The sequence below is a fragment of the Streptomyces sp. HUAS MG91 genome (genome assembly GCF_040529335.1).
GTDB lineage: Bacteria > Actinomycetota > Actinomycetes > Streptomycetales > Streptomycetaceae > Streptomyces > Streptomyces tabacisoli.
Genome location: NZ_CP159534.1, coordinates 2,046,531 through 2,058,876, shown reverse-complemented (window position 1 = coordinate 2,058,876; position 12,346 = coordinate 2,046,531). Strand labels below are relative to the sequence as shown.

At 67.8% G+C, this 12,346-nt stretch carries 17 protein-coding genes; 13 read left to right on the top strand and 4 right to left on the bottom strand.

Annotation, left to right across the window (positions count from 1 at the left end; translation table 11 throughout):
* Nucleotides 1-10: 10 nt before the first annotated feature.
* From ABII15_RS09560 to dapD, 3 genes are all read left to right on the top strand, one after another.
* Nucleotides 11-613, top strand: coding sequence for a sigma-70 family RNA polymerase sigma factor (locus tag ABII15_RS09560; RefSeq protein ID WP_353941857.1), 603 nt, complete (start codon nucleotides 11-13; stop codon nucleotides 611-613).
* Nucleotides 610-1,578, top strand: a complete 969-nt coding sequence (locus ABII15_RS09555) for a CU044_5270 family protein (protein WP_353941856.1) — start codon at nucleotides 610-612, stop codon at nucleotides 1,576-1,578. Before ABII15_RS09560 ends, ABII15_RS09555 begins: the two co-directional genes overlap by 4 nt.
* Before the next feature lie 95 nt (nucleotides 1,579-1,673).
* A complete protein-coding gene (gene dapD / locus ABII15_RS09550) occupies nucleotides 1,674-2,666 on the top strand; it encodes a 2,3,4,5-tetrahydropyridine-2,6-dicarboxylate N-succinyltransferase (RefSeq protein WP_353941855.1) in 993 nt (330 codons plus the stop codon).
* Nucleotides 2,667-2,921: 255 nt separating this feature from the next.
* On the opposite strand, the gene ABII15_RS09545 is transcribed toward dapD, so the two are convergent.
* The gene (locus tag ABII15_RS09545) at nucleotides 2,922-3,662 is read right to left on the bottom strand and encodes an MAE_28990/MAE_18760 family HEPN-like nuclease (protein WP_353941854.1); all 741 of its coding nucleotides are present in this window, start codon (nucleotides 3,660-3,662) and stop codon (nucleotides 2,922-2,924) included.
* Nucleotides 3,663-3,672: 10 nt separating this feature from the next.
* Nucleotides 3,673-4,791 (bottom strand): DUF262 domain-containing protein, encoded by a 1,119-nt coding sequence (locus ABII15_RS09540; RefSeq protein ID WP_353941853.1) that lies wholly within the window; start codon nucleotides 4,789-4,791, stop codon nucleotides 3,673-3,675.
* 520 nt (nucleotides 4,792-5,311) lie between these two features.
* Here ABII15_RS09540 and ABII15_RS09535 point away from each other — a divergent pair.
* A complete protein-coding gene (locus tag ABII15_RS09535; RefSeq protein ID WP_353941852.1) occupies nucleotides 5,312-5,863 on the top strand; it encodes an HD domain-containing protein in 552 nt (183 codons plus the stop codon).
* Here ABII15_RS09535 and ABII15_RS09530 read toward each other — a convergent pair whose 3' ends face one another.
* Nucleotides 5,864-6,334, bottom strand: a complete 471-nt coding sequence (locus ABII15_RS09530) for an NUDIX domain-containing protein (RefSeq protein WP_353941851.1) — start codon at nucleotides 6,332-6,334, stop codon at nucleotides 5,864-5,866.
* A 35-nt stretch (nucleotides 6,335-6,369) separates the two neighbouring features.
* On the bottom strand, nucleotides 6,370-7,101 hold the full coding sequence (locus ABII15_RS09525) for an XRE family transcriptional regulator (RefSeq protein WP_353941850.1): 732 nt from the start codon (nucleotides 7,099-7,101) through the stop codon (nucleotides 6,370-6,372).
* A gap of 168 nt (nucleotides 7,102-7,269) precedes the next feature.
* On the opposite strand from ABII15_RS09525, the gene ABII15_RS09520 reads away from it, so the two are divergent.
* The 9 genes from ABII15_RS09520 (at nucleotide 7,270) to repSA (ending at nucleotide 12,344) form a co-directional block, all read left to right on the top strand.
* Nucleotides 7,270-7,626: a hypothetical protein gene (locus ABII15_RS09520; protein ID WP_353941849.1), complete on the top strand. Its 357-nt coding sequence runs from the start codon at nucleotides 7,270-7,272 to the stop codon at nucleotides 7,624-7,626.
* Between the two features lie 2 nt (nucleotides 7,627-7,628).
* The gene (locus ABII15_RS09515; RefSeq protein WP_353941848.1) at nucleotides 7,629-8,984 is read left to right on the top strand and encodes an FtsK/SpoIIIE domain-containing protein; all 1,356 of its coding nucleotides are present in this window, start codon (nucleotides 7,629-7,631) and stop codon (nucleotides 8,982-8,984) included.
* 83 nt (nucleotides 8,985-9,067) lie between these two features.
* Nucleotides 9,068-9,247: a hypothetical protein gene (locus ABII15_RS09510; protein ID WP_353941847.1), complete on the top strand. Its 180-nt coding sequence runs from the start codon at nucleotides 9,068-9,070 to the stop codon at nucleotides 9,245-9,247.
* 77 nt (nucleotides 9,248-9,324) lie between these two features.
* The gene (locus ABII15_RS09505) at nucleotides 9,325-9,969 is read left to right on the top strand and encodes a DUF2637 domain-containing protein (RefSeq protein ID WP_353941846.1); all 645 of its coding nucleotides are present in this window, start codon (nucleotides 9,325-9,327) and stop codon (nucleotides 9,967-9,969) included.
* A gap of 20 nt (nucleotides 9,970-9,989) precedes the next feature.
* On the top strand, nucleotides 9,990-10,184 hold the full coding sequence (locus ABII15_RS09500; protein ID WP_353941845.1) for a mobile element transfer protein: 195 nt from the start codon (nucleotides 9,990-9,992) through the stop codon (nucleotides 10,182-10,184).
* 11 nt (nucleotides 10,185-10,195) lie between these two features.
* Complete coding sequence (locus ABII15_RS09495) at nucleotides 10,196-10,354, top strand: hypothetical protein (protein WP_353941844.1); 159 nt, start codon at nucleotides 10,196-10,198, stop codon at nucleotides 10,352-10,354.
* Nucleotides 10,355-10,374: 20 nt separating this feature from the next.
* Nucleotides 10,375-10,686 (top strand): SpdD-like protein, encoded by a 312-nt coding sequence (locus ABII15_RS09490; protein ID WP_353941843.1) that lies wholly within the window; start codon nucleotides 10,375-10,377, stop codon nucleotides 10,684-10,686.
* Nucleotides 10,687-10,773: 87 nt separating this feature from the next.
* The gene (locus tag ABII15_RS09485; RefSeq protein ID WP_353941842.1) at nucleotides 10,774-10,962 is read left to right on the top strand and encodes a hypothetical protein; all 189 of its coding nucleotides are present in this window, start codon (nucleotides 10,774-10,776) and stop codon (nucleotides 10,960-10,962) included.
* A complete protein-coding gene (gene repSA, locus ABII15_RS09480) occupies nucleotides 10,959-12,344 on the top strand; it encodes a replication initiator protein RepSA (RefSeq protein ID WP_353941841.1) in 1,386 nt (461 codons plus the stop codon). Before ABII15_RS09485 ends, repSA begins: the two co-directional genes overlap by 4 nt.
* Nucleotides 12,345-12,346: the final 2 nt, after the last annotated feature.

Below are 12,346 nucleotides of genomic sequence, written 5' to 3'. Positions count from 1 at the left end.
CGGAGGACTCGTGAGCGGACCACCGGGGCCCGACACCGGGCCCGGCGAGCACGACGGCCTGATCATCGCCAGATCCCTGGAACAGCCCGAGCTGTTCGCCCTGCTCTACGACCGCTACGCGCCCGACATCCACCGGTACGTGACCCGGCGGCTCGGCGAGCAGGCCGCGGACGACATCACCGCCGACACCTTCCTCACCGCGTTCCGGGTGCGCGCCCGCTACGACACCGCGCGGACCGCCGCCCGGCCGTGGCTGTACGGGATCGCCGCGCACCTCATCGGCAAGCAGCGGCGCAAGGAGGTGCGCGGGCTGCGCGCGCTGGCCAGGACCGGTCGCGACCCGGTCGCGGCCGGCTGGGTCGAGGACACCGCGGACCGCGTCGCTGCCCAGGCCCCGCTCGCCGACGCGCTCGCCGCGCTGTCCGCCGCCGACCGGCACGTGCTGCTGCTCGTGGCCTGGGCCGATCTGACGTACCAGGACGTCGCCGAGGCGCTCGGAATACCCGTCGGGACCGTGCGGTCGCGGCTGAACCGGGCGCGCAGGAAGGTACGGGCCGCCCTGGGGGCGGACCCGGCGTTCGTGAGTGACATGGCGGAGGTGGTCCGGCCGTGAACGTGGACGAGATGAAGGACGTACGGGACTTCCGGGCCGGGGCGCCGACGCCCGACCGGGGCCGGCTCGCTCCCGGCCGGGACAGGCTCGTCGCCGCCGCCGGGGGCGGCCGGGCGCGGAGGCTGCGGGCCGACTGGCGGTTCGCCGCGGTCGGGGCGGCCGCCGCGCTGACCGCGGTCGCCGTGCTGGCCGCCGGGGTCGGCGGGGACGGCGCCGACCGGTCCGCGCCCGCCGACACCCGGACGGTACGGGGATCGGTCGGCGAGGTGATGGAGCGCGCCGCGACCGCCATGGAGCAGGCCGGCCCGCCCGCCACCCCGCGCGCCGGGCAGTGGATCTACACGAAGACGCTCTCCCGCGACCCGGGAGTCTGGCCCAAGGACAAGAGCAATACCCAGACCTCGCCGAAGAGGGGCGCCCAGGAGTCCTGGACGCTGTACGCGGACCCGCGCTTCGAGAACGGCAAGGAGGGCGACGACCGCTCGCCGCGCGAACGGCTCCAGTTCCTGAACGCGCTCCCCGACGACCCGGACGCCGTCCTCAAGAAGGTCCGCGCCTACTACCCCTCGGGCAAGGGCGACCCCGAGTCCGAGGGCGAGCACGACATGCGCGCGATGAGCGTCGTACTGGAGACCAGGCCCATGCCGCCGAAGGCCCTCGCCAAGCTGTACCGGGCGCTGGCCGCGGTGCCCGGCGCCGAGGTCACCCCGCGTCTCGTGCACGACGCCGCCGGCCGGGACGCCATCGCGGTCGGGCACGACGAGAAGGGGCAGACGGTCCGCCGGGAGATCCTGATCGACCCGCGCACCTACCAGTATCTCGGTGACCGGTGGCTGATCGTCAAGGACTTCAAGGAGTCGTACTCCCCCGACACCCCGGACCGGCCGTGGAAGGCCGGCGACATCATGTTCCAGAACGCGCTCCTGGACACGGCGGTCGTCGACCACAAGGGGGACCGCCCCTGACGGACGGACGGACGGGCACGGGGCGGCGCCCGGCACCTGAGACGCCGCCCCCGCTGGTTCGCTCGAACAGGGGCCCGCCGATTAAGTTGGGCCCCATGACCGACACGACCCTTGCTCCCCGCTCCACCGGCGCCGTCGCCGCCGGCCTCGCCACCGTCACCGCCGACGGCACCGTTCTCGACACCTGGTTCCCCGCGCCGTCCCTGACGGACGAGCCCGGCCCGGCCGGTACCGAGAAGCTCTCCGCCGACAAGGCCGTCGAGCTGCTCGGCGAGGGTGCCGCGAAGGCGATCGGCCCCGACGCCCGCCGCGGTGTCGAGGTCGTGGCCGTCCGTACGGTCATCGGCTCCCTCGACGACAAGCCGCTGGACGCGCACGACGTGTACCTGCGCCTGCACCTGCTCAGCCACCGCCTGGTCAAGCCGCACGGCCTGAACCTGGACGGCCAGTTCGGCTTCCTGGCCAACGTCGCCTGGACCTCGCTCGGCCCGGTCGCCGTCGACGACGTCGAGAAGGTCCGCCTGAACGCCCGCGCCGAGGGCCTGCACCTCCAGGTCACCTCGATCGACAAGTTCCCGCGCATGACCGACTACGTCGCGCCCAAGGGCGTGCGCATCGCCGACGCCGACCGCGTCCGCCTCGGCGCGCACCTCGCCGAGGGCACCACGGTCATGCACGAGGGCTTCGTGAACTTCAACGCCGGCACGCTCGGCACGTCGATGGTCGAGGGCCGCATCTCCGCGGGCGTCGTCGTCGGCGACGGCTCCGACATCGGCGGCGGCGCCTCCACGATGGGCACTCTCTCCGGCGGCGGCAACGTCCGCATCGTCATCGGCGAGCGCTGCCTCGTCGGCGCCGAGGCGGGCGTCGGCATCGCCCTCGGCGACGAGTGCGTCGTCGAGGCCGGCCTCTACGTCACCGCGGGCACCCGCGTCACGATGCCCGACGGCGAAATCGTCAAGGCCCGCGACCTCTCCGGCGCCTCGAACATCCTCTTCCGCCGCAACTCGGTCACCGGCACGGTCGAGGCCCGGCCGAACAATGCGGTGTGGGGCGGGCTGAACGAGGTACTGCACAGCCACAACTGATCATCGGCGGCCGTGACCTGCGGTCGTGTACTGGATCACCGCTCTGAGCTGCGGCTTAGCTGTCGCCAGTTGTCAGCGCTGGTCACCAACGAGCGCCCTTCCACGGCCCCAGGACGGCCCGGGAGGGCGCTTGTGCGTGACACCTCATAAGGAGTTCGGCTCTCTTTGAGGTAGGCAGGGGGCGTCTCGCGCTTCGGTGTTACATGAATTCGCATCAAGGTTGATGTGGTGCACCCACCTAATTTCGCATCTCCCTCATCGCAAAGAACAACAACGGTTGATCGTCTGCTGAAGTACTTGCGCGAGGCACTCTGCGACGTCCTTAAGGAAGCTTAGGTGGCCCTCTACCTCAAATCGTGTAGGCTTCTCAGACTTGTCACCGTGAGCTATCTTGTTGCGCCGATTAACGATTTCCTCGAGTTTGACGCTAACCTTGACTCGAGTTGCGCTGTCGCCACGGTCCATGATGGCTTGGTTCACGTGGGCGTCCATTGTCGCTAGGACATCTTGAACATCGAGGATAGAAAAGACGCTATCGAGCACCTCGGGTCGCGCGTTGGTGAATTGGCGCGTGAGGACCCTGGCTGAAAGGATGCGAGGATTGACTGTTCGGTCTGAATCCCATAGTGATGCGTAGGCTGAAAAAAGTCTGCGGGTCTTGTGGATCCTGTCTGGGCCCGCAGTTCCGAAGATTTCCTGTATCCGTTCGCGTGTGTGGAGTTCCAGCAGGCCTTCGGGAAGGCGGCGAGTTGGAGGCTCTGCCTCGGAGATCTCATCGATCAATTCCGTGAGGGCAGACTTTACGAATCCCTCGAAATGGGCAACCAGCATCACCATCGCGGACCGGTTAACCGCATTGACTAGATCCCGATTATGAGACTGACGTGAAACGCTTCCATCGCCCAACGGCTGTGATGGGGCGGCGGCTAGTAGCGTCTCTACTTCGCGCAGACTGTCAATGAACTCGGACAATGCTCCGAGCGATGTGTCGGCCATTTCCTTCCGCCTAGTCCGGGAGTCGCGGAAGGTCACAGCGCACACCAAGCCTCTTAAGCCCCTTGGCGAAAGCTGTGATGCGTCCGTGCATTCGGCTTCGGTCGGCCGTCGCACGCCCGATATCAGTTTGGAAGCTTTCTCGATCAAGGAGCTCCGTGCGTAGCTCCTTGATCTCTTCCGTCTTACTCACCGCTGCACCTCTATCTGCGTACGCAAGCGGCAGCATGATTGAGTCGAAGAGAGCTTTATTGAAGGCGCCCAGCTTGCCGTCTTTGATAGGCCTAAAGCCGTCTGCGCCAAAGATTTCGAATGCGGTTGTGCAAGTTTCAGAGAATACGCGGATGGCCTCACTGTCTGGAGCTCCGGTGCGATGATTCCGCATGTAACCGTTAAGCAATTGCCGCAGGGGTGGGCGATATCCCGCGAGGTCCTCGTACAAAGAGAAGAAGCGCAAGGCTAGCTCCTCGTAAGCCATTCGATTATTCTTTAGCCCTCCGAGAATTCGCGAGAAGTTTGGATCCTCTGCTAGCTCTTTGAGGTAAGTGTTGAGGCCGCCTCGGTAGATGCAATTCCTCAGTTCTTGCGCGGCGAGCATTGCCGAACCGGTGTTCAAGCGCTCAAATACGTCGAACTTGATATCCGGGTGAGAGTCATCGGTGATTACGATGCATCGAATGGTCCTATTGCTCAGTCGGCGCTGCTCTTTGGGGGGGAGTTGGTCGTAGTGCAACCCTTCGAATTCGCTGACAACGGAAACTCCGCGCAAGGCGAATTCCCCTGACAGGAAGTCCTTGACTGTTTGGATCCGCTGAAGTCCATCAATTACTTCGTAGGAGCCATCTTCATTCTCCGCGAAATAGCAAACTGGAACTGGAATGTTGAGTAGGAAGCTTTCGATCAGACGGCTGGCCTTCGACCTGTCCCATACGTACTTCCGCTGATACTCGATGCTCAAGAGGAGGCGTTCCCTCTCGATGTCGTCTACCAGAGTCGCAAGTGACAAGTCGTACGGCTGCGTGACCAGTCGACGATCCTCCAGTGGTACTGAAAGCGGCTCCGACTGCTCGGCAGTAACATCCTCGTCTTCAAGGTCATCGAACAAGGGGGTCTGATCCGACTGCTTTGCCACTGTGCTGCTCCACCTCATCAGTCGCTTCTGTTCATGACGGACAGGAGAACTGTAGATCGCTGTTGCTTGCTCGAGTATGGGTTCGTAGAAACTCGTTGATCGTGCGCGAGGTGGGCAGCCAGGTCGGCGGAGCGGCTTTGGGCTGGAGCTGCTTTGGGGCGAGTGATCATGGCCCGTTAAGCTGATGGCGAGTCGGGCAGTCTGTGGACCTGCCCGTTAAAGCACGACGTTGGGCCATGATCTTAGAGGCTCGCCCCAAAGTGGCTGCCTAAAGCCGTGGAGCCGACCGCCCCAGCCATAGAGGGTGTTTTCTGACCTCGCCCGCATGCACGCAGCGGGCCGCCGGGCCCGGCCAGCCGGGGCGGAGACAGGAGGCAGGCCGGGCCGCTGAGGCGGCCCGCGTCCGCGCCGTGCGCGGGCCTTGATGATGTAGGGAAAGTTCCACCGCGCCAGCGCGCCAGGGGCCTTGTCGGCATCGCCGGACTGTCCTGCGCTCCGCGGCTCGGATACGGTGCGATTCATGCCTCTTGCACTGGACACGCCTCAGGGAGCGGCCGACCTGGCCGAGTCCCTCTTGCCCCCGCTCGGTAACCGCTGGCTTCACACTCAGGCTGTGGCTGCACGGGCTCGCGAGGCTGTGGCGGCTGTGCCGGAGGATGAGCGCGATCTCCTCGTTGCCGCAGCGTGGTTGCACGACATCGGCTACGCGCCGGAGCTGCGCGAGACCGGGTTCCACCCGCTCGACGGGGCCCGCCACCTTGAATCCCTGGGTGCTCCTGACCGGCTCGTCCGGCTGGTCGCCCATCACTCCGGCGCCGTGTACGAGGCTGAACAGCGCGGGCTGTCGGCTGAGTTGGCCGTCTACGAGCGGGAAGACTCGCCGCTCCTCGATGCGCTCATCTACGCCGACATGACGACCGGGCCCGCCGGCCAATCCTTCGACTTTGCTCGTCGGATCGACGAGATCCTGGTGCGGTACGAGCCCGGCAGCGAAGTGCACAACGCGATCAGCAAGGCCCGGCCGTACCTCGGGGCCGCGGTCGAGCGCACTCGTGGTCGCATTGCCGCCTAGTCACCCGATGTAGGGCTCGGAGCGGTTGGACAGGCCGTGCTCGATCCGCATCCGCATGGACGGATGGATGTTCAGCTCGCCCAGCTGCTCCGGATCAACGAAGACGACTTCCTTGCTCTCACTGCTCGTTCGGGGCTCGCCGCCGAGGATGCGGGCCGTGAAACAGATCGAGAACTGTTGGCGGACCTCGCCATCGTCGTACGCCATGACGTGACCCGGGTCGGTGTAGAGACCGACCACACGCGTCACCTCGACATCGATCCCGGTCTCTTCCTTGGTCTCCCGGGCGGCGGCGTCTGCGACGGACTCGCCGATCTCCACCCCTCCGCCGGGGAGCGCCCACAGGTTGTTATCCGTTTTGCGGATCATGAGGACTTGACCGGCGTCGTTGACGGCGACAGCGACCACAGAGGGGACGATGCTGTTCGCCTTCGGGGCGTTCGGATCATTGATGTAGTCGATGCGGGCCATGGCTCCAGCCTCGCATGTTCCGTCGGCGGAGGCTCCTACGCCGGGTGACCTCGATCCCAGGCGTAGTCGAAGCTCCGCATGTAGTGGCGGAACGTCCGGGCGCCCGGAAGGTAGCGGAAGTGCAGTACCGGGTTCTGCCCTGCGGGGGCTCCGAGTACGTGCGGGTTCACCAACACGTCGTCGTCGAACCGGTAGATCGAGTTGTAGAGGATCGTGTCGTGGAGACGCAGCTCCACGCCCGGAGTGGCCGTGGCGGGCTCCAGGTAGCGGCGAGTGATGCGGGCTCGCGCTGCCAGGTCGGTGCCGATGCCTTCCTCTTCGCCGCGCTGATGGATCATCGCCGAGTCAGGATCGCCGAGGAGTACGCGGATCTGTGCTCCGGCCCTCGCCTTGTCGGCCAACTGGTCGGGGAGGTCCGGGTGTCCGTCGAAGAGGAACAGCCCCGCGTACACCAGGATCTCGACGTGGTGCGTCGCGTTCTCGATCAGCGACGACCAGAGGGCCGCAGGGACCGCCCCGCGGTGGGGGTAGTAGGTCACCAGCTCTGAGGCACTGGCTGTTTCGGCCTGCTTCTCGATGGCGGGCCAGAGGTAGATCTCATCAACTCCGAGGAAGCTGGCAGTAGTCCAGCGGTGGCGCCGATGCGGTGTACGTCCCAGCGTGATCCACCGTTCCACGCTCTTGGGGTCAACCTCGACGTGATCAGCCACCGACTGAATCGTCTGTCCCTTAGCTGAAATCGCCGCTCGTAAGCGCTCGTTCGCCATGTTGGCTTCCTCCCCTGGAGGCGTGGACGGCCAAGGACGTTTTACCCTACTCGAAGACGTCCCTAAACGTCCCTCTGGACCGAGATACGTCCACCCCTTCTCGCGGTCTCCTGATCTCGTCGCCGCCGAACTCGGCGGCAACAGCCCCTCAGAGCAGGAGACAAGACGATGCGTCAGATCCCCGTTGACACCTCCGCCGCCGCCGTGATGGTGGCCAAGGCCCCGCAGCCCAAGGTCAAGGACCGCCGTACCGGCGAGATCGCCACGGACGTCGAGACCGGCGCCCACCTGATGACGGTCGACGTCATGTTCTCCGCCAACGATGAGGTGGAGCTCCTGGCCGTCACGGTGCCCGAGCCGGGCATCTCGGGTGAGCTCGTGATGGGTACGCCCGTCGCGCTCACGGGGCTGATCGCCCGCCCGTGGGAGAACGACTTCGGCAACGGCAAGCGCCACGGCATCTCGTTCCGCGCGGTGGCTGTGACCTCGCTGGCCGCGGACGCCTCGAAGTCGAAGGCTGCCTGACCATGACGTGGCTTCTCGCCTTCGTGCTGCTGGTCGCTGCTGCTGCGGGTCTCCTGCGGTGGCGGCGCCCCGCCTGGTACTGGCTGACCTTCGGGGTCACCCTTGCCGCGCTGCGTCTGCTGGTCCGCTACGGCTCGGTCATGGACGCCTGCGGCCTGACGGTCCCGCCGCCCCGCTGGCGAATGCGGCTCGCCCGGATGACCAACCGGGACATGCCCGGCCCGCGGGCTCCGCGCATCCTGCGGCTGCGGCCGACCCGGACCGGCCTGGTCCTACGGATCAAGCTCCGCCCCGGGCAGGACGCCTTCGACGTGGCCGCGTCCACTGATCGGCTACGGCACTCCTTTGGCCTGTACGGCGTCTCCTCGCGTGAGCTGCGCTCGGGCATCGTCGAGTTGCGCATGACCGGCTACGACGTGCTCAAGCGCGTGCACATGCCCGCCAAGACCGACCCGGCGCCGATGCGCATCCCGGTCGCCCTGCGGGAGGACGGCGCGGTGCACTACCGCGACTACCGTGCCATCCCGCACGCCCTCACCCTCGGGGCCACCGAGTCCGGCAAGTCGGTGTACCTGCGCAACCTGGTCGCCGAACTCGCCCCGCGTGACGTGGGCCTGGTCGGGATCGACTGCAAGCAAGGTGTCGAGCTGTTCCCGCTCGCCCGCCGGTTCTCCGCGCTGGCCGACAACCCCGACACCGCTGCGGACCTCCTTGACGCGCTCGTGGACCACATGGAGGGCGTCTACCAGACCATCCGTGCCCATCAGGGAGTGGCGTCCGCGATCCCGGATGCAGAGATCGCTGCCGACATCTGGGACCTCCCCGAGGACCTGCGACCGGTCCCGATCGTCGTCCTCGTCGACGAGGTCGCCGAACTCGCCCTCTTCGCAAACAAGATCGAAGAGAAGCGTCGAGACCGGATCATCACCGCGCTCGTGCGCCTGGCCCAGCTCGGCCGTGCTGCCGGGGTCTACCTGGAGATCTGCGGGCAGCGCTTCGGCTCCGAACTCGGCAAGGGCATCACGATGCTCCGCGCCCAGCTCTCCGGCCGCACCGCTCACCGCGTGAACGATGAGACCTCGGCGAACATGGCCTTCGGCGACATCGCCCCCGACGCAGTCTTGGCCGCGATCTCGATTCCCGCCGAACTCCGCGGCGTGGCCATCTCCGGCGACTCGACCGGCGGTTGGTCTCGCATCCGGGCCCCGCACACGTCCCTGCGCAAGGCCGTCAACATCTGCAATCGGCACGCGGACCGCACTCCGGACCTGCCCGAACTGGCCCCGTTCCGGCCCGTGCTCCCGCACCTGATGCCGATCTCGGCTCCGGCCGTGGAGTCCGCTCCGAGCGCGGCCTGATCTTCCCCGCTTCCCGGTCGGCGTGACCGTCTCGCGCCAGGTCCCTACCCCGTCCATGCCTGATCACGGAAGGAGCACCACCCATGCCCGCACGCAAGAGCCCCGCTCGTAAGCCCGCCGCCCCGCCGCAGTGCAAGACCTGCGAGGGCTCCGGAGAGATCTCCGTCGCGGTCCGTGTCGGCGGACGCAAGCAGCGGACCACCGGTCATCGGCAGACCGGCATGTGCCTGACCTGCTTCGGCTCCGGCGAAGCCACCGACTGAACACCGCCTAGGCCGGGCGGCCGGATCTCGTGAGCCCCGCCCGGCCCCGGCTACAACTCTTCGAAGGAGGTGAAGACATGCCCCGTTCGGTCCGCCTGGACGCCGTACTCGTGCAAGCCGTGATCGCTGGCGCGCTGTCCTTCGCCCACCTGCACGACCTTGCCTCTGCTGCCGGACAGGACGGCTGGAAGGCATGGGCCTATCCGATCTCGGTTGACCTGCTCCTGGTCGCGGCCTGGCGACGGCTGCGGAACTTCGGGCCCTCCCGTCTGGCCTGGTGCTGGTTCCTGGTCGCCCTGGTGGCCTCGCTCGGCGCGAACGTCGCCACCGCCGGGTTCCTTGATCTGACCAACCCTCCGGCCTGGCTGCGCTTCGGCGTCGCTGGCTGGCCTGCGCTCGCCTTCCTCGGCGGCACCCTTCTGGCGCACTCGCCGAACAGTGACGGGGACCGGGTGCCGGTTCCGCCGGCGCCCGCAGCCCCGGCCCCCGAGCCCACTCCCGCCCCTGACCCGGCGGACTCCATCCCGGCCGCGGACGACGCTCCCGCCCTGCCCACTGCTGCTCCGGCTCCTGCCGTCTCGGCCGCTCTGGTCGACCACGCCCGCAAGGTCGCCGACGACCACCGCGCCCGGACCGGCTCCCCGATCGACACCGACACCCTGCGTGCCCGCCTCGGCGTCCCCGCGCCGATGGCCGACGCGATCGCCGCCCAACTCACCTGATCTGAGAGGAGATCACTGCCATGCCTGCTCGCGACTTCTTCCACTCCGTGCTGCGGATCGGCCCCGTGCAGATCGGCACCCACCGCAACAAGAGGGGCCACACCAAGCACGCCGCGGTGTGCACCAACGACCGGTGCGGCTGGTCCTCGGACTACTCCAGCCAGTCCGCCGCCCAGCTCGCCGCCCGCACCCACCGCTGCCGCGTCGCCGACTAGGAGGCCCCGCCGTGGACGTTCCGCTCTGGTTCTTCGTCGCCTGCGTCGGCCTCGTCGGCATCAAGCTCATCCGCCCGCCCTGGTGGCTCATCGCCCTTCTGCTCCTGGGCGGCTACCTCCTCGCCGACAGCCTCTTCGCCCCGCTCATCGACACCGCCATCACCAAGTAACCCTCGAAGGGAGAACGACCATGCTCCGCCCCAAGGTCCCGACCATGCCCGCCCCGACCGGCCACGTCACTCCGCCCGCCATCATCGAGCCCACGGCCGTCGTGCCGCAGACCCCGGCACCGATCGCCGCGGCCCCGCAGCCGACTCGGCCCACGGTCCAGCTCACCCCCGGCGCCCTGCTCCTGGCCGTCGGCGGCGGTACTGCGGCTGTCCTCGTCGTGGGCGCGGTCCTGGTCTCCATGCTCCTGGCCGTCGCCATCACCGCCGGATCGCTCGCGATCGTCGCGCTGGTCGTCCGCTCGCTCATGGCCTCCGAGCACAAGCACCGCTGACCGGCCCCGGGCGGCCTCCACTGCCAGGTTTCCGCCGCCCGGGCCCGCGCCTCCTGCCCGATCTCGCAACCGGAAGGAACACCCATCATGACCGAACGCCCCCGCCCCACGTCCCGCATCTGCCCGGCCTGCGACGGCTTCGCCTCCGTCTCCATCACCCTCGGCGGCCGCACACGCGCCGGACACCTGCGCACCATCACCGTGCACTGCTCGAAGTGCCACGGCACCGGAACCACGACCCGCCGCACCATCGCCCTCGCCGGGGGCCGCGCATGACCGACACCGCGACCTTCGCGGGCCTGGACCCGACCACCCTCGGCGACCTGCTGAGAGTGGACGGGTCCGACGGCTTTGACCGCTGGCAAGACCAGATACGCCGTACCGGCGGCTGCGCCAACCCCATCCACCTGACCGGCTGGACGCTGACCAAGAACAAGACGACCGGTGAGACCCTGCACCACTACTCGACCGAGACCGAGCCGGGCGGTCGGCTCCGCGTCGCCTGCGGCAACCGCCGCGCCTCCCGCTGCCCGGCTTGCGCCTGGACCTACGCCGGGGACACCTACCACCTGATCCGCGCCGGACTCGTTGGCGACGACCGCTGCGACATCACCGCCACAGTCCGCGATCACCCCCGGGTCTTCACCACCCTGACCGCGCCCTCGTTCGGCCCGGTCCACAACCGGCCCGACCGCGGCACCTGCCGCTGCGGCACGCGACACACCCCGGATGATCCAGCCCTCGGAACCGCGCTCGACACGAGCACGTACGACTACGCGGGCACGGTCCTCTTCAACAATCTGTCCGGCGAACTGTGGATGCGCTTCGTCAACCGGCTCCGCCGTGAGATCGCCGCTCGCGCCGGACTCACTCAACGCGAACTCGCCGAGTCTGCCCGCGTCTCGTACGGCAAGGTCGCCGAGTTCCAGAAGCGAGGCGCCATCCACTTCCACTCCGTGATCCGCCTCGACGGGCCCGATGGACCGGATACCCCGCCGCCCTCCTGGGCCAGCGTCGCCCTCCTCGACGACGCGATCCGGGCCGCCGCAGCGCACGCCTACACGAGCGTCAGCGTCCCCGCCGCCGACGACCAACCGGCCCGTACCTTCCGGTGGGGCCGACAGCTCGACGTGCGACCCGTCAAAGCCTTCGGCAACGGCTCCGACATCACCGAACAGGCCGTCGCCTCCTACGTCGCCAAGTACGCCACCAAAGCCGCAGAGGACACAGGCACCCTCGACCGCCGGATCGGCGAACTCGCTGAACTCGACCGCCACGGCGTCCCCGACCATGCCCGCCGACTGATCACCGCATGCAAGCTGCTCGATCCGCTCTACCCGGACCGGCGCCTCTGGGCCTGGGCTCACATGCTGGGCTTCCGCGGCCACTTCTCCTCGAAGTCCCGCCGCTACTCGACCACCCTCGGCGAACTCCGCCAGGCCCGTGCCGACTTCCGAGCCGCCCAAGAACGCGAAGCCCTCGGCACGCCTGACTACGAGCCGGGAACGGTCCTCGTCCTCGCCGACTGGCAGTACGCCGGGCACGGACACACCCCCGGCGAATCCGCCCTCGCTGCCACGATCGCCCGCGACATCCAACTGAATCGAGAGACAGCACGCGAAGCACTCGCAGACCTTGCCGACGAGAAGGAGTGGTGACC

What these genes read in the sequence shown, in the direction of transcription:
- dapD (WP_353941855.1), top strand. Translation starts at nt 1,674, where the DNA reads ATGACCGACACGACCCTTGCTCCCCGCTCCACCGGCGCCGTCGCCGCC.
- ABII15_RS09545 (WP_353941854.1), bottom strand. Translation starts at nt 3,662, where the DNA reads ATGGCCGACACATCGCTCGGAGCATTGTCCGAGTTCATTGACAGTCTG.
- ABII15_RS09535 (WP_353941852.1), top strand. Translation starts at nt 5,312, where the DNA reads ATGCCTCTTGCACTGGACACGCCTCAGGGAGCGGCCGACCTGGCCGAG.
- ABII15_RS09530 (WP_353941851.1), bottom strand. Translation starts at nt 6,334, where the DNA reads ATGGCCCGCATCGACTACATCAATGATCCGAACGCCCCGAAGGCGAAC.
- ABII15_RS09525 (WP_353941850.1), bottom strand. Translation starts at nt 7,101, where the DNA reads ATGGCGAACGAGCGCTTACGAGCGGCGATTTCAGCTAAGGGACAGACG.
- ABII15_RS09520 (WP_353941849.1), top strand. Translation starts at nt 7,270, where the DNA reads ATGCGTCAGATCCCCGTTGACACCTCCGCCGCCGCCGTGATGGTGGCC.
- ABII15_RS09515 (WP_353941848.1), top strand. Translation starts at nt 7,629, where the DNA reads ATGACGTGGCTTCTCGCCTTCGTGCTGCTGGTCGCTGCTGCTGCGGGT.
- ABII15_RS09510 (WP_353941847.1), top strand. Translation starts at nt 9,068, where the DNA reads ATGCCCGCACGCAAGAGCCCCGCTCGTAAGCCCGCCGCCCCGCCGCAG.
- ABII15_RS09505 (WP_353941846.1), top strand. Translation starts at nt 9,325, where the DNA reads ATGCCCCGTTCGGTCCGCCTGGACGCCGTACTCGTGCAAGCCGTGATC.
- ABII15_RS09500 (WP_353941845.1), top strand. Translation starts at nt 9,990, where the DNA reads ATGCCTGCTCGCGACTTCTTCCACTCCGTGCTGCGGATCGGCCCCGTG.
- ABII15_RS09490 (WP_353941843.1), top strand. Translation starts at nt 10,375, where the DNA reads ATGCTCCGCCCCAAGGTCCCGACCATGCCCGCCCCGACCGGCCACGTC.
- ABII15_RS09485 (WP_353941842.1), top strand. Translation starts at nt 10,774, where the DNA reads ATGACCGAACGCCCCCGCCCCACGTCCCGCATCTGCCCGGCCTGCGAC.
- repSA (WP_353941841.1), top strand. Translation starts at nt 10,959, where the DNA reads ATGACCGACACCGCGACCTTCGCGGGCCTGGACCCGACCACCCTCGGC.